This window comes from Streptomyces sp. NPDC086989 (assembly GCF_044745505.1).
GTDB lineage: Bacteria > Actinomycetota > Actinomycetes > Streptomycetales > Streptomycetaceae > Streptomyces.
Genome location: NZ_JBIVAL010000002.1, coordinates 644,288 through 664,440, shown reverse-complemented (window position 1 = coordinate 664,440; position 20,153 = coordinate 644,288). Strand labels below are relative to the sequence as shown.

Below are 20,153 nucleotides of genomic sequence, written 5' to 3'. Positions count from 1 at the left end.
TCATCCACCGAAGTGGACGGGGTATCAACTTCTGGCGTTGATTTTTGGCACGCTGTTGAGTTCTCAAGGAACGGACGCTTCCTTTGTACTCACCCTCGCGGGCTTTCCTCCGGGCTTTCGTTCTTCTTTCTTGCGTTTCCGACTCTATCAGACTCTTTCGTGTCCGATTCCCGGTCGAAGCGGGTTTCGCTTTCCAGGTCCTCGCTTTCGCGTTTTCCTTTCCGGCGATTCCAACCTTACCAGATTCTTTCCGGCCCGTTTCCGGGAGGATTTGAATTCGGTGGCCGCTGGAGGGCCTTTCCCTTTCGGGCGGATCAGACTTTATCAGGTCTCCCTGGGTCCGAATCCCACCCGCTCGCGCAGCACGGGTCCGGACACACGTGTGTGCCCGGGGTGTTGTGCGAGGTGGAGACGTAAACGTACTGGAGCGGGGCCCCCGGATGCAAATCCGGTTGCCCCGCTCCGGTGACGGCGCTACGGCGAGGCTCAGACCTCGACGACGACCGGCAGGATCATCGGGCGGCGGCGGTAGCCGTCCGAGACCCACTTGCCCATGGTCCGGCGGATGAGCTGCTGGAGCTGGTGCGGTTCCGCGACGCCGTCGGCGGCGGCGCGGGCGATGGCCTCCTCGATCTTCGGCAGGACCGACGTGAAGGCCGAGTCCTCGATGCCGGAGCCGCGGGCCTGGATGTTCGGGCCGCTGACGACCTTGCCGGTGGTGCTGTCCACCACGACGAAGACCGAGATGATGCCCTCGTCGCCGAGGATCCGGCGGTCCTTGAGGGAGGACTCGGTGACGTCGCCGACCGACAGGCCGTCCACGTACACGTAGCCGGCCTGGACCTTGCCGGAGATGCGGGCCTTGCCGTCGATGAGGTCGACGACCACGCCGTCCTCGGCGATGACGATGCGGTCCTTCGGGACACCCGTCATGGCGCCGAGCTCGGCGTTGGCGCGCAGGTGGCGCCATTCGCCGTGGACCGGCATCAGGTTCCGCGGCTTGCAGATGTTGTAGAAGTACAGCAGCTCGCCGGCGGAGGCGTGGCCGGAGACGTGCACCTTGGCGTTGCCCTTGTGCACGACGTTGGCGCCCCAGCGGGTCAGGCCGTTGATCACGCGGTAGACCGCGTTCTCGTTGCCCGGGATCAGCGACGACGCCAGGATCACGGTGTCGCCGGGGACGATCCGGATCTGGTGGTCGCGGTTCGCCATGCGGGACAGGGCCGCCATCGGCTCGCCCTGGGAACCCGTACAGACCAGCACGACCTCGTCGTCCGGCAGGTCGTCGAGGGTCTTCACGTCGACGACGAGGCCCGCCGGGACGCGCAGGTAGCCCAGGTCGCGGGCGATGCCCATGTTGCGGACCATCGAACGGCCCACGAAGGCGACCCGGCGGCCGTACTCGTGCGCGGCGTCGAGGATCTGCTGGATGCGGTGCACGTGGCTCGCGAAGGACGCCACGATGATCCGCTTCTGGGCACCCGCGAAGACTCCGCGGATGGCGTTGGAGATGTCGCGCTCCGGCGGGACGAAGCCCGGGACCTCGGCGTTCGTCGAGTCCGAGAGGAGGAGGTCGATGCCCTCTTCGCTCAGGCGCGCGAAGGCGTGCAGGTCGGTGAGGCGGTTGTCCAGCGGCAGCTGGTCCATCTTGAAGTCGCCGGTGGCGACGACCAGGCCCGCAGGGGTGCGGATGGCCACGGCCAGGGCGTCCGGGATGGAGTGGTTGACCGCGATGAACTCGCAGTCGAACAGTCCGAGGTGTTCCCGGTCGCCTTCCTTCACCTCGAGGGTGTAGGGGCGGATCCGGTGTTCCTGGAGCTTCGCCTCGATGAGGGCCAGCGTCAGCTTGGAGCCGATCAGCGGGATGTCCGGCTTCTCCCGGAGGAGGTAGGGGACGGCGCCGATGTGGTCCTCGTGGCCGTGCGTGAGGACGATGCCCTCGATGTCGTCGAGCCGGTCCCGGATGGACGAGAAGTCCGGCAGGATCAGGTCGATGCCCGGCTGCTCCTCTTCGGGGAAGAGGACGCCGCAGTCGACGATCAGCAGGCGGCCGTCGAACTCGAAGACGGTCATGTTGCGGCCGATCTCGCCGAGACCGCCCAGGGGGGTGACGCGCAGGCCGCCCTTGGGGAGCTTCGGCGGGGGACCGAGTTCAGGATGCGGATGGCTCAAAAGTCTCTCCTCACCACACACGCCACGTACCTCGTAAGGCACGTGGCGCGCATGTCATTCGTGCACTTGCATTCGTCTGTTTTGTTCGTCTTGCTTATTCAGTTGTGAAGTCTGTTGTCAGAGCTGTACCCCGCCGGCGGCAAGATCGATCTTGAGCTGAGCCGTCTCTTCGGCCGTGAGCTCGACGAGCGGGAGCCGCAGCGGGCCCGCGGGCAGGCCCTGCAGGTTCAGGGCGCCCTTGGTGGTGATCACGCCCTGGGTGCGGAACATGCCGGTGAAGACGGGCAGCAGCTTCTGGTGGATCTCGGTGGCCTTCTGGACGTCGCCGCCCAGGTGCGCCTCGAGCATCGCGCGGAGCTCGGGGCTGACCACGTGACCGACCACGGAGACGAAGCCGACGGCGCCGACGGACAGCAGCGGCAGGTTCAGCATGTCGTCGCCGGAGTACCAGGCGAGTCCGCTCTGGGCGATGGCCCAGCTGGCGCGGCCGAGGTCGCCCTTGGCGTCCTTGTTGGCCACGATGCGCGGGTGCTCGGCCAGCCTGACCAGGGTTTCCGTGTTGATCGGGACGCCGCTGCGACCGGGGATGTCGTAGAGCATCACCGGGAGCTCGGTGGCGTCGGCGATCGCCGTGAAGTGCCGGTAGAGGCCCTCCTGCGGCGGCTTGCTGTAGTACGGGGTCACCGCGAGCAGGCCGTGTGCGCCGGTGCGCTCGGCCTGCCGGGCGAGCTCCAGGGTGTGGCGGGTGTCGTTGGTGCCGATGCCGGCGACGACGTGGGCGCGGTCGCCCACCGCTTCCAGGACGGCTCGTACGAGGTCGTTTTTCTCCGCGTCGGTGGTGGTCGGGGACTCACCGGTGGTCCCGTTGATGATCAGGCCGTCGTTGCCTGCGTCCACCAGGTGGACGGCGAGCTGCTGCGCGCCGTCGAGGTCGAGTGCGCCATCAGCCGTGAACGGCGTGATCATGGCGGTGAGGACCCGCCCGAAGGGGGTCTGCGGAGTCGAGATCGGAGCCATGGGTAACACGCTACTCGCTGCCATGCTCGCGGTGTCCCCTCGGGGGACGTCAACAGGGTGTGGCTCCCGGCACGGGCCGCGAGTGTTGTTGGATCCCGGCACTGCCTGCTCGGGGGTTCAAGCAGTGCCGGGTCCGTTTGATCAGCCTAGATGAACTTTACGAAACGTGGCAATACGGACACTTCGGACTTGATTCCGCACATCTGTGCGTCATGGGTCCATTCGTCCCCATCGGGCCGTACCGGTCCTTACGGGGCGACCCGGCCGTTCGCGTTGTACGCGGCGTACGTCAGCGGCATGAGCGCGGCCCAGTGCTGCTCCATCTTCTCGCCGACCATCTCGATCTCCCGCTGCGGGAAGGACGGCGTGGTCGCCAGCTCGTGCTGCGTGCGCAGACCGAGGAAGTGCATGAGCGAGCGTGCGTTGCAGGTCGCGTACATCGAGGAGAAAAGTCCGACCGGCAGGACCGAACGGGCCACCTCGCGGGCCACACCCGCCGCCAGCATCTCCTGGTAGGCCTCGTAGGCCTGACGGTACGAGTCCTCCATGACCCGGCCCGTCAGCTCCTGCTGGGCCGCGGTGCCCTCGACGAAGACGTACTTGCCCGGGCGGCCCTCCTGGACCAGCTTGCGCTCGGCGTCCGGGACGTAGAAGACCGGTTCGAGCTCCCTGTAGCGGCCGGATTCCTCGTTGTACGACCAGCCGACGCGGTGCCGCATGAACTCGCGGAAGACGAAGATCGGGGCGCTGATGAAGAACGTCATCGAGTTGTGCTCGAACGGGCTGCCGTGACGGTCCCGCATCAGGTAGTTGATGAGGCCCTTGGAGCGCTCGGGGTCCTTCTGGAGCTCCTCGAGCGACTGCTCGCCGGCCGTGGAGACACGGGCGGCCCACAGCACGTCGGAGTCGGCGGCGGAGTGCTTCACCAGCTCCACCGTCACATCACTGCGGAAGCTGGGTTTCATGTCTGAAGCGGCGGTCTCGCTCACCGGGGGTCCTTCCGAACGACTCACATGGGGCGCGCCCACTCTACGGCGCGGCTCACTGCCCGCCGCGCACGCGCCGTCCGGCTCCGGGAGGCGGGAGGGTCACCCCTTCAGCTGACGCCCAGCCATAAAATTTGGTTAATGTCCCGAATTCGGGCACCGATTGGGCGGCTCGTACGTCTTTACCGGTACACGCCACGCGCATCCGCCGCCGGCCTCCCAGGGCCCTGATCGTGAGGAGAGTCGCTCCATGTTCCTCCCCCAGCCGTCGCTGGGCGGTACCCCCAGCGAACCCGTCCCGTTCGCCTTCGTCGCCGAGGCCGACCGCTTCCGCAGCAATGTCACCCCACCGCCACGCGAGCGGCTGAGCGCGCCCCAGTTGGCCGCCCGTACCCTGGTCGGGCTGACCGTCGTGGCGGGGCTCGTCGGCTCCCTGCTTTTCGGCATGCCGGCACTCCAGCCCCACCAGCCCGCCAAGTCGCAGCAGTCGGAGGCCTCCGAGGGGCGGTAGCCTCACGGGCAAGTCCAACCGAACGTGCATGTGAGTGAGGTACAGCCGTGCCCCTGCCCTTCTTGACGGCCGACCGCGCGTTCGACGCGCACGAAGACAGTGACGGCGACGACGTACTGGCCCACGAGGACCCCCACCGCTGGCGCCGGCCGTACCGGCCCGGGCCGTGGCGGGTGGCGGGCGCCGCGCTGCTGCTCCTGCTGGCCGCGTTCATGCTGCTGGCCACGATGATCATCGCGTTCGCCGGTGCCTGGTCCGGCGCCGGCGTCTGCCTGGCCGCCGCGCTCGGCGTGATCGGGTCGGCGGTGCGGATCCTCATGACGGGCGTCTGGGTGAGCCCCTCGGGGCTCCGCCGGGTGGGCTTCCTCAGGACCCGCTCGGTCACCTGGGACGAGGTCGCCGAGGTCCGTACGGTCCAGCAGCCGGTGCGCTGGCTGGGGCTGCCGCGGACCGTCCAGGGCCAGGCCCTGACGGCGGTCGGGCAGGGCGGGGCGGAGCTGCCGGTGCTGCTGACCGACCACAACGCCGACTTCCTGTCCCGGACCGAGGCGTTCGACCGGGCCGCCGACATGGTCGAGGCCTGGGCCGACGAGTACCGGGCCGTGCCCGCCTGACGCCAGGGTGCAACGCCGGGGTGCAACGCCGGGAAGCCCGTACAGGATCGTTCCTGTACGGGCTTCCGGCTTACGCCGTGTACGCGGCGAGGGGCGCCGGCGCTACTTCGCGGACACGGCCCGGTCCCGCGGTGCGGCGTGCAGGGCGATGGCCCGCTGCATGGCCTTGCGGGCGCGCGGGGTGTCGCGGGCGTCGTGGTAGGCGACGGCGAGGCGGAACCAGCTGCGCCAGTCCCCCGGCGCGTCCTCCGTCTCGGCCTTGCGGCGCGCGAAGACCTCATCGGCGGAGTCCCGCAGGATCCGGCCGTACTCGTCCCGCTCCAGTTCGTCGACGGGCAGTCCGCCCTCGGCCTCCAGCTCGGTCGCCAGCTGGTTCGCCCTCGTCACGAACTGGGTGTTCTTCCAGAGGAACCAGACGCCGATGACCGGCAGGATCAGCACGGCCACACCGAAGGTGACGGTCAGCGCGGTGCCCTGCCCGATCAGCATCACCCCCCGGCTGCCGACCAGGACGAAGTAGACGACCAGGACGGCGGCCGTGAGGAAGTAAGTGATCTTCGCGCGCATGGGACTACTGCCTGCTCATCAGCCGAGGTCGAGGAAGTTTTCCAGGCCGAACGTGAGGCCCGGGTGCTGCACGACGCGGCGCGCGCCGAGCAGGATGCCCGGCATGAAGCTGCTGTGGTGCAGGGAGTCGTGACGGATCGTCAGGGTTTCGCCCTCGCCGCCGAGGAGCACCTCCTGGTGGGCCAGCAGGCCGCGCAGGCGGATGGCGTGCACCGGGACCCCGTCGACGTTCGCGCCGCGCGCGCCGTCCAGGGCGGTGGCGGTGGCGTCGGGCTGCCCGCCGAGGCCGGCCTCGGCGCGGGCGGCCGCGATCAGCTGGGCGGTGCGGGTCGCGGTGCCGGAGGGGGCGTCGACCTTGTTCGGGTGGTGGAGCTCGACGACCTCGACGGACTCGAAGTAGCGGGCCGCCTGGGCGGCGAACTTCATGGTGAGGACGGCACCGATGGAGAAGTTCGGGGCGATGAGCACACCGGTCTGCGGGGAGGCCGCGAGCCAGGTGTCCAGCTGCGCGAGGCGCTCCTCGGTCCAGCCGGTGGTGCCCACCACGGCGTGGATCCCGTGGCCGGTCAGGAACTCCAGGTTCCCCATGACCGACGCGGGGGTGGTCAGCTCGACCGCGACCTGCGCGCCCGTCTCTGCCAGGGTCTCCAGTTTGTCGCCGCGGCCGAGGGCGGCCACCAGCTCCATGTCCTCGGCGGCCTCGACGGCCTTGACCGCTTCGGAGCCGATGCGGCCCTGGGCGCCGAGAACCGCTACGCGCAGCTTGCTGCTCATGCTTCTTCGCTTCCTGTCGTACGGGCAGGGCACCGGCCGGCGGCGGCCGGTGCCCTGCCCCGGGGTGTCAGGGTCTCAGGCCACCGCTTCGTCGAGGCGGGCGGCCTGCTTCTCCTTCAGCGGGCCGATCACCGCGAGCGACGGCCTCTGGGCCAGTACGTCCCGGGCGACCGCGCGGACGTCGTCCGGGGTCACGGACGCGATCCGGGCCAGCATGTCGTCGACGGACATCTGGTCGCCCCAGCAGAGCTCGCTCTTGCCGATGCGGTTCATGATCGCGCCGGTGTCCTCCAGTCCGAGGACGGTGGAGCCGGACAGCTGGCCGACGGCCCGCTTGACCTCCTCGTCCGTGAGCCCCTCGGAGACGACCTTGTCGAGTTCGCCGCGGCAGATCCGGAGCACGTCGTGGACCTGGTTCGGGCGGCAGCCCGCGTACACGCCGAAGAGCCCGGTGTCGGCGAAGCCCGAGGTGTACGAGTACACGCTGTAGGCCAGGCCGCGCTTCTCGCGGACCTCCTGGAAGAGGCGGGAGGACATGCCTCCGCCGAGGGCGGTGTTCAGTACGCCGAGCGCCCAGCGGCGCTCGTCGGTGCGGGCGAGGCCGGGCATGCCGAGGACCACGTGGGCCTGCTCGGTCTTGCGGCCCACCAGGTCGACGCGGCCGGAGGTGCGGATGCGCTTGGCTCCGGAGCGCGGGCCGATCGGCTCGGCGTCGGTGTGGGTGAGGGCGCCGGCCTTCTCGAAGGCGGCGCGGACCTGGCGTACGACCTTGTTGTGGTCGACGTTGCCGGCCGCGGCGACCACCAGGTGGCGGGGGTCGTAGTGCTTCTTGTAGAAGCGGCGGATCCGGTCGGCGCCGAGGGCGTTGATCGTGTCGACGGTGCCCAGGACGGGACGGCCGAGCGGGGTGTCGCCGTACATGGTGTGCGCGAACAGGTCGTGCACGCAGTCGCCCGGGTCGTCCTCGGTCATCGCGATCTCTTCGAGGATCACGCCGCGCTCGGCGTCGACGTCCTCCTCGCGGATCAGCGAGCCGGTGAGCATGTCGCAGACGACGTCGATCGCCAGCGGCAGGTCGGTGTCGAGCACCCGTGCGTAGTAGCAGGTGTACTCCTTCGCCGTGAAGGCGTTCATCTCGCCGCCGACCGCGTCGATCGCGGAGGAGATGTCGAGGGCGCTGCGCTTGCGGGTGCCCTTGAAGAGGAGGTGCTCGAGGTAGTGCGTGGCACCGTTGAGCGTGGGCGTCTCGTCCCGGGAGCCCACGTGCGCCCAGATGCCGAAGGTGGCGGAGCGGACCGAGGGCAGCGTCTCGGTGACGACGCGCAGTCCGCCGGGGAGGACGGTGCGCCGGACGGTGCCGATGCCGTTCTCCCCCTTGAGGAGGGTTTGGGTACGGGCGACGGCCCGCCCCTCCGAAGAGGGGCGGGCCGTCACACGGGAACTACGCGACGTCACTTGTCGGAGTCGTCCTTGTCAGCGTCGTCACCGGCGGCCTCGCCGTCGATCACGGGGATCAGGGAGAGCTTGCCGCGCTGGTCGATCTCGGCGATCTCCACCTGGACCTTGGTGCCGACCGCGAGCACGTCCTCGACGTTCTCCACGCGCTTGCCACCGGCGAGCTTGCGGATCTGCGAGATGTGCAGCAGGCCGTCCTTGCCGGGCATGAGGGAGACGAAGGCACCGAAGGTGGTGGTCTTGACGACCGTACCCAGGTAGCGCTCGCCGACCTCCGGCATGGTCGGGTTGGCGATCGAGTTGATCGTGGCGCGGGCGGCCTCGGCGGCCGGGCCGTCGGAGGCACCGATGTAGATGGTGCCGTCGTCCTCGATCGTGATCTCGGCGCCGGTGTCCTCCTGGATCTGGTTGATCATCTTGCCCTTGGGGCCGATGACCTCACCGATCTTGTCCACCGGGATCTTGACGGTGATGATCCGCGGGGCGAACGGGGACATGGCGTCCGGCGTGTCGATCGCTTCCATCATCACGTCGAGGATGTGGAGGCGGGCGTCGCGGGCCTGCTTGAGGGCCGCGGCCAGGACGGAGGCCGGGATGCCGTCCAGCTTGGTGTCGAGCTGGAGGGCGGTCACGAACTCCTTGGTTCCGGCGACCTTGAAGTCCATGTCGCCGAAGGCGTCCTCCGCACCGAGGATGTCGGTGAGGGCGACGTAGTGGGTCTTGCCGTCGATCTCCTGGGAGATCAGGCCCATGGCGATACCGGCGACGGGGGCCTTGAGGGGCACACCGGCGTTCAGCAGCGACATGGTGGAGGCGCAGACCGAGCCCATGGACGTCGAACCGTTGGAGCCGAGGGCCTCGGACACCTGGCGGATCGCGTAGGGGAACTCCTCGCGGGTCGGGAGGACCGGCACGATCGCGCGCTCGGCGAGCGCGCCGTGGCCGATCTCGCGGCGCTTGGGCGAGCCCACGCGGCCGGTCTCGCCGACGGAGTACGGCGGGAAGTTGTAGTTGTGCATGTAGCGCTTGCGGGTCACCGGGGAGAGGGTGTCCAGCTGCTGCTCCATGCGGAGCATGTTGAGGGTGGTGACGCCCAGGATCTGGGTCTCGCCACGCTCGAACAGCGCCGAGCCGTGCACGCGCGGGATGGCCTCGACCTCGGCGGCGAGGGTACGGATGTCCGTGATCCCGCGGCCGTCGATGCGGACCTTGTCCTTGATGACGCGCTCGCGCACCAGGGCCTTGGTCAGGCTGCGGTAGGCGGCGGAGATCTCCTTCTCGCGACCCTCGAAGGCCGGGAGGAGCTTCTCGGCGGCGATCTCCTTGACGCGGTCCAGCTCGGCCTCACGGTCCTGCTTGCCCGCGATGGTCAGCGCCTGGGAGAGCTCGCCCTTGACGGCGGCCGCGAGGGCCTCGTACACGTCGTCCTGGTAGTCCAGGAAGACCGGGAACTCGCCCTCGGGCTTGGCGGCCTTGGCCGCCAGGTCCGCCTGGGCCTTGCAGAGGGCCTTGATGAAGGGCTTCGAGGCTTCGAGGCCGGCGGCCACGATCTCCTCGGTCGGCGCCTCGGCGCCGCCCTTGACCAGGGCGATGGTCTTCTCGGTGGCCTCGGCCTCGACCATCATGATCGCGACGTCGCCGTCCTCCAGGACGCGGCCCGCGACGACCATGTCGAAGACGGCGTCCTCGAGCTCGGTGTGCGTCGGGAAGGCCACCCACTGGCCGCGGATCAGCGCGACGCGGACGCCGCCGATCGGGCCGGAGAAGGGCAGGCCGGCCAGCTGGGTGGACGCGGACGCGGCGTTGATCGCGATGACGTCGTACAGGTGGTCCGGGTTCAGCGCCATGACGGTGGCGACGACCTGGATCTCGTTGCGCAGGCCCTTCTTGAAGGACGGGCGCAGCGGGCGGTCGATCAGGCGGCAGGTGAGGATCGCGTCCTCGGAGGGGCGGCCCTCGCGGCGGAAGAAGGAGCCGGGGATCTTGCCGGCCGCGTACTGGCGCTCCTCGACGTCCACCGTCAGGGGGAAGAAGTCGAGCTGGTCCTTGGGCTTCTTCGACGCGGTGGTGGCGGAAAGCACCATCGTGTCGTCGTCCAGGTAGGCAACGGCGGAGCCGGCGGCCTGGCGGGCCAGACGGCCCGTCTCGAAGCGGATGGTGCGGGTGCCGAAGGAACCGTTGTCAATGACGGCCTCGGCGTAGTGGGTCTCGTTCTCCACTAGCGTTTTCTCCATTTTCGTCGTCTCCGCCCGCCGCCCGTGTGGCGGCGGACGGTGCGGAGAAGCGCTCCTGTGTGCGGGCCGGTCTTCGATCGAAGTACCCGGTTCGGTGCCCGGGGGGCTTTCCGGGTACCACTACCGAGGACCGGCGGCCTGGGAGGGCGCTCCTCCTCTTCAGTTGTGCACGTGCTCTTCAGTCGTGCACGTGGTTCGTCGTGCACGTGCGTCCAGACTACAAAGCGTCCGGTACGTCCCGCACGTAGAGCGAGCGCACGTACAGCAAAGGGAGCGGCCCCCTCAGTGTGGGAACCGCTCCCTTCACAGCGTCTTTACTTGACGCCGGCCGCACCGCGGCGGATGCCGAGGCGCTCGACCAGCGTACGGAAGCGCTGGATGTCCTTCTTGGCCAGGTACTGCAGCAGGCGGCGACGCTGGCCGACCAGGATCAGCAGACCACGACGGGAGTGGTGGTCGTGCTTGTGGGTCTTGAGGTGCTCGGTCAGGTCCGTGATGCGCTTGGAGAGCATGGCGACCTGGACCTCGGGGGAGCCGGTGTCGCCCTCCTTGGCACCAAACTCGGCGATGATCTGCTTCTTCGTAGCGGCGTCGAGCGACACGCGTACTCCTCGTATGGGTCTTCGTGGCCACCGAGTGCCCCAGGTCGAATTCTCTGGGGATCTTCCGTAACTCGGGAGGCGGGGTCCGCTGAGCGCAGCCTCCAGAGGTTTCCGGGGGCGCGTACACAAACGGCCGTCACACAGCGTACCAGGCTGCCGCACGGCCCCCGTCTCAGCTGGTGAGAGAGCGGGCCCGGGCGTACACGTCCAGCACGGCGAGGGCCAGCGGGACCAGACTGAGCAGTACTGCCGCCTCGGTGAGGTCGAGCAGCCGTCCCCAGAAGGGTGACAGGCCCTTGCGGGGGATGACAAGCGCAATTCCGGCGAGGAGGGCCGCGCCGGCGGCGACGGCGGCGGAGAGCCAGATCGTACGGAGGTCCAGCCCGCCGTGGTCGTGGTACCGGACGAGCTCCCGGACCAGGTCGGCCGGCGGGTGCAGGGCCAGGCCCAGGATCAGCAGGGCGACGGCGGCCAGGCCGGCGACCAGGGTGCACACGACCTGGGAGGTGTAGCGGAAGAGCCGGGCGCGCAGCAGCATGGCCAGCCCGGTGGCGAGGGCCAGCAGCCGGCCCCAGGTGTTGTCGGAGAAGCCGAGGACGGCGGCGGAGCCGACGGCGATCGCGGCGCAGCCGCCGACCAGGCCGAGCAGCATCTCGTGGCCGCGGCGGGCCTGGGTGGCGATGGCCTCGGCGTCGAGGGGGGTGCCCGCCTCGTGCTGGTCGGCGCCGGAGGGGTCACCGTACGGCTCGGTCTCGTAGCGGTCCGGGGTCGTCGCGTACTCGACGTACTCGTCGGCCGCGCTCTGCGGGGCGGTGTAGCCGATGGGCAGCCGGGCGAAACGGGCGGAGAGGCCGGGCAGGAAGGCGACGAGGCCGATGGCGACGGGCGCGCAGACGGCGGCGGTCGCGGTGGCGGAGGCCTCGGTGACGATGGCGGCGAAGGTGGCCAGGGTGCCGGTCGCGGCGAGGAAGGTGGCCGCGACGAAGGGGGCGTCCCCGTTCGGGGTGAGCGCGACGAGGGCGACGGAGGCGACCAGGACGCAGGCGCAGCCGAGCAGGAACTGCAGTCGGCCGGGGCCCTGGCCGGCGCCGGCGGCGATGATGCCGGAGCCGGCGATCAGCAGGATCGGGAGGGCGCCGAGGCCGAGGGCGACGGCGGAGGCGCGGTCGCGGTAGACCCGGGCGCGGACTCCGGCGGCGGCGGTCAGGAGCACGCCCACGGCGCCGGCGATGATGCCGGGCAGGCCGTGCATGTCGTGGTGGACCGGGTCGGCGTACCAGAGGACGAAGCCGAGCAGGACGAGCAGCACGGCGGCGCCGGCCAGGCCCGCGCCGCGCAGCATGTCGTCGCTCCAGCGGTGGCGGTCGCGGACGACGGCCGAGGCGACGGCGTCGGAGACGTCGTCGAAGACGGCGGGCGGCAGCGATTCGGCGAACGGCCGCAGGCTCAGCACCTCGCCGTCGAGGACCTGCTGGCCGGCGAGGGTGCGGGCGCCGTCGAGGACGGTGCCGTCGCGGCGGACGAGGTGGAAGCCGGTGGGGGCGCCGACGGGCTGGGTCTGGCCGGTGAGGCGCAGGAGTTCGGGATAGACGTCGGCGACGGCGATGTCCTCGGGGAGGGCGACGTCGATGCGGCTGTCGGGAGCCACGACGGTGACCCTGCAGAAACCCGTCGTTGCGGCCGTACTCACCTGTGTGACCCCCCTGGTTGGCGAAGCGGGTGCGTGGGCTGTCGCCTTGGATTCGCGGATGCGCATACTGCGCGGGCCACCCTACCGGGAGTATGCATGACTGTCGGCAAGTAGGATCACCGTCGCGCAGGGGAGACCCCCTTCGCGCCCGGGACTTGGGGGCGCCGGTTGCGACGTCCCGTCCGTTTTCGAGGGATTGATGCTCCGGTGAGTCAGATCGTCGTCAAACGCCCGCCGCGGTCCTTGCCGCCCGAAGTTCCTTCGGACGAGCTGAGGCTGGAGGCTCCGCCGGAGCTTCCGCGCGGGCAGCAGGAGGGCATGATGATGCAGCTCCTGCCGATGCTCGGCATGGGCTCGTCGGTCGTCTTCTTCTTCATGCCGGGTGCGGCGCCCTTCATGCGCATCATGGGCGTGCTGATGCTGGTGTCCACGGTGGGCATGGTCCTGGCCCAGCTGGTGCGTCACCGGCGCGGTACGCAGGGGCAAATGGCCGACGTGCGCCGGGACTACCTGAAATATCTCGCGCAGACGCGCCGTCAGGTCCGCAGGACCGCGCGGGCGCAGCGCGACGCGCAGCTGTATCTGCACCCGGCTCCCGAGCAGTTGTGGTCGGTGGTGGCCGAGGGTTCGCGACTGTGGGAGCGGCGCGTCGGCGACGAGGACTTCGGCCAGGCGCGGCTCGGGCTGGGCGCGCAGCGCCTGTCGACTCCGCTGGTGGCGCCGGACACGGCGCCGGTGGACGAGCTGGAACCGCTGACGGCCGGCGCGATGCAGCGTTTCCTGAAGGTGCACTCGTCGCTGGACGGGTTGCCGGTGGCGGTGTCGCTGCGGGCGTTCTACCACGTGACGGTGTCGGGCGAGCCGGAGGCGGCGCGCGGGGCGGCGCGGGCGATGGTGGCGCAGCTGGCGACCCTGCACTCCCCCGAGGACCTGGTGGTGGCCGTGGTGGCCGCGCCGGGCGCGGTGCCGTCGTGGGACTGGACGAAGTGGCTGCCGCACACGCAGGTGCCGGGGCAGGTCGACGGGGCCGGTACGAAGCGGCTGTTCAGCGATGACCTGACGGAGCTGGAGGGGCTGCTGGCGCCCCGGCTGGAAGGGCGGCCGCGGTTCAGCCGGGACGTGTCGCCGGTGCTGGACCAGCCGCACCTGGTGGTCGTGCTGGACGCGAACTCCCGTGGCGGGCTGGTCCCGCCGGACTCGGCGTTCGCGGCGGCCGAGGGGCTGCAGGGCGTGACCATCGTCGAGGTGGTCGCGGGCGAGCTGGACGAGCCGCGCGGCGGGCTGTCGGTCGTGGTGCGGCCGGGCCGGCTGCGGCTGGAGTCGGGCGGGGGGATCGCGTACGAGGGCGTGCCGGACACGCTGTCGCTGCCGGCGGCGGAGGCGCTCGCGCGGCAGCTGGCGCCGCTGCGCACGGGCGGCGGGGACGACGACGAACCGCTGCTGGCCAACCTGGACTTCACGGATCTGCTGAACCTGGGCGACGCGGCCTCCATCGACGTGGCCCGGACCTGGCGGCCGCGGTCGGCCGGTGAGCGGCTGCGCGTGCCGATCGGTGTCGGCGAGGACGGCGCGCCGGTCATGCTGGACCTCAAGGAGGCGGCGCAGGAGGGCATGGGCCCGCACGGCCTGTGCGTGGGTGCGACCGGTTCCGGCAAGTCGGAGCTGCTGCGCACGCTGGTGCTGGGCCTGGCGGTCACGCACACCTCGGAGACGTTGAACTTCGTCCTCGCGGACTTCAAGGGCGGTGCGACCTTCACGGGCATGGGGCAGATGCCGCACGTGGCCGCGGTCATCACCAACCTGGCGGACGACCTCACCCTCGTCGACCGCATGGGCGACTCGATCCGCGGCGAGCTCCAGCGCCGCCAGGAGCTGCTGCGCTCGGCGGGCAACTACGCGAACATCCACGACTACGAGAAGGCGCGCGCGGCGGGTGCCCCGCTGGAGCCGCTGGCCTCGCTGGTGCTGGTCATCGACGAGTTCAGCGAGCTGCTGACGGCGAAGCCCGACTTCATCGACATGTTCATCCAGATCGGCCGGATCGGCCGTTCGCTGGGCGTGCACCTGCTGCTGGCCTCGCAGCGCCTGGAGGAGGGCAAGCTGCGCGGGCTGGACACGTACCTGTCGTACCGCATCGGCCTGCGGACCTTCTCGGCGGCGGAGTCGCGCACGGCGATCGGCGTGCCGGACGCGTATCACCTGCCGTCGGTGCCGGGTTCGGGCTACCTGAAGTTCGGCACGGACGAGATGACGCGTTTCAAGGCGGCGTACGTCTCGGGCACCTACCGTTCGGGCGGCCCGGACCTGTCGGTCGGGCTGTTCCCGGTGGAGCGGCGGCCCGCGCTGTTCACGGCGACGCCGGTGCCGGTCGTGTACGCGGCGCCGGACCCGGCGTACCTGGCGGCGCAGTCGGAGCGGGAGGACGACGCCCTCGCGGACACGGTGCTGGACGTGATCGTGGGCCGGCTGGAGGGCCAGGGGGTGCCGGCGCACCAGGTGTGGCTGCCGCCGCTCGACCAGGCCCCGCCGCTGGACCAGCTGCTGCCGGCGCTGGCGCCTTCGGCGGAGCGGGGTCTGCACGCGGAGGGGTACACGCGGCCCGGCGGGCTCGTCGTGCCGCTCGGCCTGATCGACAAGCCGTTCGAGCAGCGGCGCGAGGTGCTGTACCGGGACTTCTCGGGTGCGGCGGGCCACATGATGGTGGTCGGCGGCCCGCAGTCGGGCAAGTCGACGCTGATGCGGACGCTGATCTCGGCGTTCGCACTGACGCACACCCCGCGCGAGGTGCAGTTCTACGGGCTGGACTTCGGCGGCGGCAGCATGTCGTCGATCTCCGAGCTGCCGCACGTCGGCGGGATCGCCTCGCGTCTGGACCCGGAGCGGGTGCGGCGTACGGTCGCCGAGGTGGGCGGCATCCTCAACCGCCGCGAGGAGTTCTTCCGCGCGAACAACATCGACTCGATCGGCACCTACCGGCGCCGGCGTGCGGCGGGTGAGCTGCCCGGCGAGGCGTGGGGCGACGTGTTCCTCGTCATCGACGGCTGGGGCGGTTTCCGGACCGAGTACGAGGGCCTGGAGCCGGTGGTCACGGACATCGCCTCGCGCGGTCTGGGCTACGGCATCCACGTGGTGATCACGGCGGCGCGTTACATGGAGGTCCGTGCCGCGCTGAAGGACCAGATGCTGAACCGGCTGGAGCTGCGGCTCGGTGACGTCATGGACTCCGAGTTCGACCGCAAGGTCGCGGCGAACGTTCCGACGGGGATGCCGGGCCGGGGCCAGGTGGCGGAGAAGCTGCACTTCCTGGGTGCGCTGCCGCGGATCGACGGGGCGCACGACCCGGAGGACCTGTCGGAGGCCACGGCCGCCTTCGTGTCGGCGGTGAAGCAGAACTGGGCGGCGGCCGCCGCTCCCGGTGTACGCCTGCTGCCGCGGCTGCTGCACGCCGACCAGCTGCCCCGGGGCGGGGACCAGCCCGGCCGCGGGCTGGCCATCGGCATCGACGAGACGGACCTGGAGCCGGTGTTCGTCGACTTCGAGAGCGACCCGTTCTTCCTCGTGTTCGGCGAGAGCGAGTCCGGCAAGACGAACCTGCTGCGGCTGATCTGCCGGCAGATCGCGGAGCGGTACACCCCGGACCAGGCGCGCCTGGTCGTGGGTGACTACCGGCGCAGCCTCCTCGGGGCGCTGCCGGAGGAGCACCTGCTGGAGTACGCGCCGATGGCGAGCTCCCTGCAGACGCACATGGAGGCGCTGGGCGGCGTGTTCTCGCGCCGGCAGCCGCCGACGGACGTCACTCCGCAGCAGCTGCGCGACCGCAGCTGGTGGACGGGCCCGGACGTGTTCATCATCATCGACGACTACGACCTGGTGGCGACGAGCCAGGGCAACCCGCTGGCCCCGCTGGTGGAGTTCCTGCCCTTCGCCCGGGACACCGGTGTCCGCTTCATCATCGCGCGCAACTCGGCGGGTGCCTCGCGCTCGCTGTACGAGCCGTTCATGCAGCGCATCAAGGAGCTCGGCGCGCAGGGCGTGGTCCTGTCGGGCGACCCGTCCGAGGGCGACCTGATCGGCAGTGTCCGGCCCCGTCCGATGCCGCCGGGCCGGGCGTACTTCTCCTCGCGCAAGCGGGGCACGTCGCTCGTGCAGCTGGGCCGGATGGCGGGGATGTAGGCCGTGACACGTCGTCGCGGCGAACGCGTCCGCCGGTGGGCGGCGGCGGTGGCCCTCGTGGCCGCCGCCGTCGTCCTGCCGGCCGGCTGCCGGTTCGGGGACGCCCTCAGCGTGGACGAGGTGCGGGAGATCGCCGACGCGGTCGACCCCGAGGGCGGCATCGAGTGCCCCCTGCCCTACGACTTCGCCGCGGCGGCCGGGGCCGCCGGGGTGGCGGGCGCCGCGGGCCCGGGGTACGCCACGGCCGATCTGCCCGCCCTCTCCGGGGCGAGCGACGGGGGATCCGATCCGGACGGCCCCCTGGCCCGCAATCCCGGAGGGGTGGTGAGCTGCGTCTTCCACATCGGCGGGGAGGACCTGGAGGTGCACACCGTCGCCACGCGGAGGCCGCAGGCGCTGTCCGTGCTGTTCCCCGTGGTCGCGAAGGCGGCCGGCCTGGGGCCGGAGGGGCTGGTCCCGTTCGGTGCGCAGGCGGCCGCGGCGAAGGCCGGTGTGCCGGTCCTGACCGCGAGCGGGAACGTGGCGGCCGTACGGCTCGAACTCGACGGCGACGGGGACGCCTCGCTGCTGCTGACCGCCGGGGGCGCCGGGCACAGCGGGCTGAGCCGGGGCCAGGTCGAGGGCCTCGCGCAGGCCCTCGCGGGCCAGGTGCAGGGGTGATCGACCGGCGGGTACGGAGTGATCGACCGGCCGGGTACGGGGTGATCGACCGGCGGGGTACGGGGTGATCGGAGGGAAACACTCCCCCGCCCCCGCGTACAGCACCGATAATCGGCAGCGAAGACCGCGGGAGCACCGCACCGCCGAGGGAAAGGCCGCACATGGGCACCCAGCAGGAGAAGGACGAGCTGTACGCGCTCGACATCAGCGGCGTGGAGTGGGAGGGCCCGCCGGGGACCAGCCCCGACGAGGAGCGGGTCGAGATCGCGCGGCTGCCCGAGGGCGCCGTGGCCATGCGGTCCTCGCTCGACCGGGACACCGTCCTGCGCTACACCGCGGCCGAGTGGGAGGCCTTCGTGCTCGGGGCCAGGGACGGGGAGTTCGACCTGGACCGCGGCCCGCGCTGAACCCCGCGGTCCCCGGACCGGGCCGGGGTACGGCGACGGGGCGCGCCCGGTGCGGGCGCGCCCCGTATCCGCATGCGGCTGCGGCCGGCCGGGCTCAGTAGGCCTCGGTGAACAGGCGCGAGGCCTTCACGTCGGTGGCGCGGTAGTCGCCCTTGCCGCGCTCGATCAGCTGGGCGACCTGCTCCAGCTGGTTCTTCATGTGCTCGGCCTTGGCCTTGTACTTGCCCTGGAGCGTGATGTACGCCTGGTGCGCCTCACCGTCCCAGGTGTCCGTGACGACCTTCAGGGCCTGGTCCATCTCCTCCAGGTCCGTCACGATCTTCTTCGAGACGACGCGGATGCGGTTCGCCATCTCCTGGACGCTCTCATACCGGACCTTGGTGTGGCCGTCGGAGCCAGCCATGTTCTTCTCCTTCGCGCTGAGCTGAGCTGTGTGGGGAACGACGCAAAAAAGGGCGGGTCAGATGCTGTTGAGACCGGAGCCGCCCTGGCCCGCACCGGCCTGCACCGTCTTGAACGCCGCACGCACGTCGTCGTCCTGCGCGTTGCTGAGGTTCTTGGTCTGCGCGACCGCGTTGTGCAGCACACCGAGCAGACGACGGATCTCGTCGTGGTCCTCGTTGACGACCGTCTGGGCGGAAACGAAGCCCGAGGCACCCACACCGGTCCAGCCGGCGCTCACCGTGGCGAGGATGTCCGCCAGCTCGCGGGACTGGGTGGTGACGGCGCGGGCCGTCGTCTCGATCTTGTTCTTCGCCTGGACGATCGGATCGTCTGCGAGTCCGAAATTGCTCATCCGAAGCTCCTCACTTCTCAATTCGCCGGCAGAACCGGCGGATTGCGCAGCGGAAGGGAGGTTCCCGGCGCGGATGCGAGTCACGCGGCCCCGGAATTCCCCCTCCGCCTCACGCGATCCCCCGATCACAGTCGTGAAGCCTGGTGTCACTCTAGCCAGTTCATCTGACGGTCCCAACATCGGCAGGCCGCTTCCGTTGATGAACTGTGACGGTTCACTGCAAACGGCCGCGGCGCCTGCGGGCGTCGCGCACCACCGTCGCCGTGCCCGCGATGACCGCGATCAGCACGCCCGCGATGCCCAGAGCGTACGTCCCGTACCGCTCCTCGCGCTCCTGCGCCGTCTCCGTCATCCGCAGCGCCGCCGCCTCGGGGGCGGCCGCCGGCGGCGGGCCGGGGTCCGGGACGGGGGCCTTGGGCCGCTCGTGGTCCTGGGTGACCGCGCGGACGGGGTCGACGACACCCCATCCGACGTAGTCGTCACGGCCGTTGACCGAGCGCTCGGCGGTCCCCTCGATCTGCCAGATGATCTCCTGCGGGGTCCAGTCCTCGTGCTTCGCGCGCAGCAGGGCGGCTACGCCCGCGACGTAGGGCGCCGAGAAACTGGTGCCGTTGTCGATGCACTGGCCGAAGCCGGGGACGGTGGAGACCATGTCGACGCCGGGCGCGGCCACCGCGATGAAGTCGCCGGGCTGGGAGAACGCGGCCCGCTCGTTGTTGCGGTCCGAGGAGGCCACGGCGAGGACGCCGGGGAAGGCAGCGGGGTAGGTCTTGCGCTTCTCGCCGCTCATGCCGTCGTTGCCCGCCGAGGCCACGACGACGACCTTCGCGTCGACGGCCCGCTGCACGGCCTTGCCGAGTTCGGAGTCGGCGCTCAGCGGGACGTCGGTGTCCTGGGAGATGTTGATGACCTGGGCGCCCTTGGCCACCGCGTGGTCGATCGCCGCGCCCAGCGACTGGGCGTTGCCCTTGCCCTGCCCGTCGTTCTGGCGGACCGGGATGATCACGGCGTCGGGTGCCAGGCCGACGAAGCCGGTGCCGTCCTGGGGCCGGGCGGCGATCAGACCGGCCACCTTGGTGCCGTGGCCGACCGTGTCGGTGGTGCCGTCACCGCCCTTGGGGTCGATGAGGTCCTTGCCCGCGCCGACATCGATGGCGCCGCTGAGCTGCGGGTTCGCACGGTCGACGCCGGTGTCGATGACCGCGACGCGGACGGGCTTGCCGCTCTTGTCCTTGCCCTTGGTCTGCGACCAGAGCGCGTCGAGGAGCAGCCGCTGCAGGGCCCAGGGGCGGTCGGCGATCTGCTTCTTCATCGGGAAGGTGCATTCGCCGCCGCCCGCGAGGTCCAGCGCCGGTGCGCGGACGGGCCCCGGGTGCGGTGCGGCCGCGGTGGCGGCCGTGGCGGCGCCGGCCGTGGCGGTCGTACCGGACAGGGCGGCGACGGCGAGCGCGGCGGTGACGAGTGCGCTGCGCGTGTACGGGGACAGGGGCATCGG

At 70.6% G+C, this 20,153-nt stretch carries 17 protein-coding genes; 5 read left to right on the top strand and 12 right to left on the bottom strand.

Translation table 11 applies throughout. From position 1 onward, the window contains the following. Nucleotides 1-486: 486 nt before the first annotated feature. From ACIPK4_RS06720 to thyX, 3 genes are all read right to left on the bottom strand, one after another. Nucleotides 487-2,172: a ribonuclease J gene (locus tag ACIPK4_RS06720; RefSeq protein ID WP_376194726.1), complete on the bottom strand. Its 1,686-nt coding sequence runs from the start codon at nt 2,170-2,172 to the stop codon at nt 487-489. A gap of 117 nt (nt 2,173-2,289) precedes the next feature. Continuing rightward, nucleotides 2,290-3,189 carry a 4-hydroxy-tetrahydrodipicolinate synthase gene (gene dapA / locus ACIPK4_RS06715; RefSeq protein WP_054220975.1) on the bottom strand — a complete coding sequence of 300 codons (900 nt, stop codon included), beginning with the start codon at nt 3,187-3,189 and terminating at the stop codon, nt 2,290-2,292. 248 nt (nt 3,190-3,437) lie between these two features. After that, nucleotides 3,438-4,154, bottom strand: coding sequence for an FAD-dependent thymidylate synthase (thyX, locus tag ACIPK4_RS06710; protein ID WP_402309745.1), 717 nt, complete (start codon nt 4,152-4,154; stop codon nt 3,438-3,440). A 271-nt stretch (nt 4,155-4,425) separates the two neighbouring features. On the opposite strand from thyX, the gene ACIPK4_RS06705 reads away from it, so the two are divergent. Next, the gene (locus ACIPK4_RS06705) at nt 4,426-4,686 is read left to right on the top strand and encodes a hypothetical protein (RefSeq protein WP_376194730.1); all 261 of its coding nucleotides are present in this window, start codon (nt 4,426-4,428) and stop codon (nt 4,684-4,686) included. Between the two features lie 47 nt (nt 4,687-4,733). Then, nucleotides 4,734-5,300 carry a PH domain-containing protein gene (locus tag ACIPK4_RS06700; protein ID WP_376194732.1) on the top strand — a complete coding sequence of 189 codons (567 nt, stop codon included), beginning with the start codon at nt 4,734-4,736 and terminating at the stop codon, nt 5,298-5,300. A 102-nt stretch (nt 5,301-5,402) separates the two neighbouring features. On the opposite strand, the gene ACIPK4_RS06695 is transcribed toward ACIPK4_RS06700, so the two are convergent. The 6 genes from ACIPK4_RS06695 to eccD form a co-directional block, all read right to left on the bottom strand. Further along, on the bottom strand, nt 5,403-5,867 hold the full coding sequence (locus tag ACIPK4_RS06695) for a hypothetical protein (RefSeq protein ID WP_054220979.1): 465 nt from the start codon (nt 5,865-5,867) through the stop codon (nt 5,403-5,405). Nucleotides 5,868-5,885: 18 nt separating this feature from the next. Further along, on the bottom strand, nt 5,886-6,641 hold the full coding sequence (gene dapB, locus ACIPK4_RS06690; protein ID WP_054220980.1) for a 4-hydroxy-tetrahydrodipicolinate reductase: 756 nt from the start codon (nt 6,639-6,641) through the stop codon (nt 5,886-5,888). A gap of 75 nt (nt 6,642-6,716) precedes the next feature. Then, entirely contained in the window at nt 6,717-8,096 is a 1,380-nt protein-coding gene (locus tag ACIPK4_RS06685) for a M16 family metallopeptidase (RefSeq protein WP_376194734.1), read from the bottom strand. Then, entirely contained in the window at nt 8,093-10,315 is a 2,223-nt protein-coding gene (locus ACIPK4_RS06680; protein ID WP_402309744.1) for a polyribonucleotide nucleotidyltransferase, read from the bottom strand. Before ACIPK4_RS06680 ends, ACIPK4_RS06685 begins: the two co-directional genes overlap by 4 nt. Before the next feature lie 329 nt (nt 10,316-10,644). Further along, the gene (gene rpsO / locus ACIPK4_RS06675) at nt 10,645-10,932 is read right to left on the bottom strand and encodes a 30S ribosomal protein S15 (RefSeq protein WP_030161433.1); all 288 of its coding nucleotides are present in this window, start codon (nt 10,930-10,932) and stop codon (nt 10,645-10,647) included. A 172-nt stretch (nt 10,933-11,104) separates the two neighbouring features. Then, a complete protein-coding gene (gene eccD, locus ACIPK4_RS06670) occupies nt 11,105-12,622 on the bottom strand; it encodes a type VII secretion integral membrane protein EccD (RefSeq protein WP_402309688.1) in 1,518 nt (505 codons plus the stop codon). Nucleotides 12,623-12,829: 207 nt separating this feature from the next. On the opposite strand from eccD, the gene eccCa reads away from it, so the two are divergent. The 3 genes from eccCa to ACIPK4_RS06655 all read left to right on the top strand — a co-directional run bounded on the left by eccCa (nt 12,830) and on the right by ACIPK4_RS06655 (nt 17,862). Beyond that, nucleotides 12,830-16,795, top strand: coding sequence for a type VII secretion protein EccCa (gene eccCa, locus ACIPK4_RS06665; protein WP_402309685.1), 3,966 nt, complete (start codon nt 12,830-12,832; stop codon nt 16,793-16,795). 3 nt (nt 16,796-16,798) lie between these two features. Next, nucleotides 16,799-17,455, top strand: coding sequence for a hypothetical protein (locus tag ACIPK4_RS06660; RefSeq protein WP_402309683.1), 657 nt, complete (start codon nt 16,799-16,801; stop codon nt 17,453-17,455). Nucleotides 17,456-17,616: 161 nt separating this feature from the next. Next, a complete protein-coding gene (locus tag ACIPK4_RS06655) occupies nt 17,617-17,862 on the top strand; it encodes a DUF397 domain-containing protein (RefSeq protein WP_030303613.1) in 246 nt (81 codons plus the stop codon). Between the two features lie 94 nt (nt 17,863-17,956). Here the strand turns inward: ACIPK4_RS06655 and ACIPK4_RS06650 are convergent, their stop codons facing one another. The 3 genes from ACIPK4_RS06650 to mycP form a co-directional block, all read right to left on the bottom strand. Further along, nucleotides 17,957-18,265: a WXG100 family type VII secretion target gene (locus tag ACIPK4_RS06650; RefSeq protein ID WP_054220985.1), complete on the bottom strand. Its 309-nt coding sequence runs from the start codon at nt 18,263-18,265 to the stop codon at nt 17,957-17,959. 57 nt (nt 18,266-18,322) lie between these two features. Next, nucleotides 18,323-18,658, bottom strand: coding sequence for a WXG100 family type VII secretion target (locus tag ACIPK4_RS06645; protein WP_054220986.1), 336 nt, complete (start codon nt 18,656-18,658; stop codon nt 18,323-18,325). A 214-nt stretch (nt 18,659-18,872) separates the two neighbouring features. Continuing rightward, complete coding sequence (gene mycP, locus ACIPK4_RS06640) at nt 18,873-20,150, bottom strand: type VII secretion-associated serine protease mycosin (RefSeq protein ID WP_402309681.1); 1,278 nt, start codon at nt 20,148-20,150, stop codon at nt 18,873-18,875. Nucleotides 20,151-20,153 lie beyond the last annotated feature (3 nt).

Excerpts from the sequence above, each read along its gene's own strand:
- dapA (WP_054220975.1), bottom strand. The coding sequence starts at position 3,189 with ATGGCTCCGATCTCGACTCCGCAGACCCCCTTCGGGCGGGTCCTCACC.
- thyX (WP_402309745.1), bottom strand. The coding sequence starts at position 4,154 with ATGAAACCCAGCTTCCGCAGTGATGTGACGGTGGAGCTGGTGAAGCAC.
- ACIPK4_RS06705 (WP_376194730.1), top strand. The coding sequence starts at position 4,426 with ATGTTCCTCCCCCAGCCGTCGCTGGGCGGTACCCCCAGCGAACCCGTC.
- ACIPK4_RS06695 (WP_054220979.1), bottom strand. The coding sequence starts at position 5,867 with ATGCGCGCGAAGATCACTTACTTCCTCACGGCCGCCGTCCTGGTCGTC.
- dapB (WP_054220980.1), bottom strand. The coding sequence starts at position 6,641 with ATGAGCAGCAAGCTGCGCGTAGCGGTTCTCGGCGCCCAGGGCCGCATC.
- ACIPK4_RS06655 (WP_030303613.1), top strand. The coding sequence starts at position 17,617 with ATGGGCACCCAGCAGGAGAAGGACGAGCTGTACGCGCTCGACATCAGC.
- ACIPK4_RS06650 (WP_054220985.1), bottom strand. The coding sequence starts at position 18,265 with ATGGCTGGCTCCGACGGCCACACCAAGGTCCGGTATGAGAGCGTCCAG.
- ACIPK4_RS06645 (WP_054220986.1), bottom strand. The coding sequence starts at position 18,658 with ATGAGCAATTTCGGACTCGCAGACGATCCGATCGTCCAGGCGAAGAAC.
- mycP (WP_402309681.1), bottom strand. The coding sequence starts at position 20,150 with ATGCCCCTGTCCCCGTACACGCGCAGCGCACTCGTCACCGCCGCGCTC.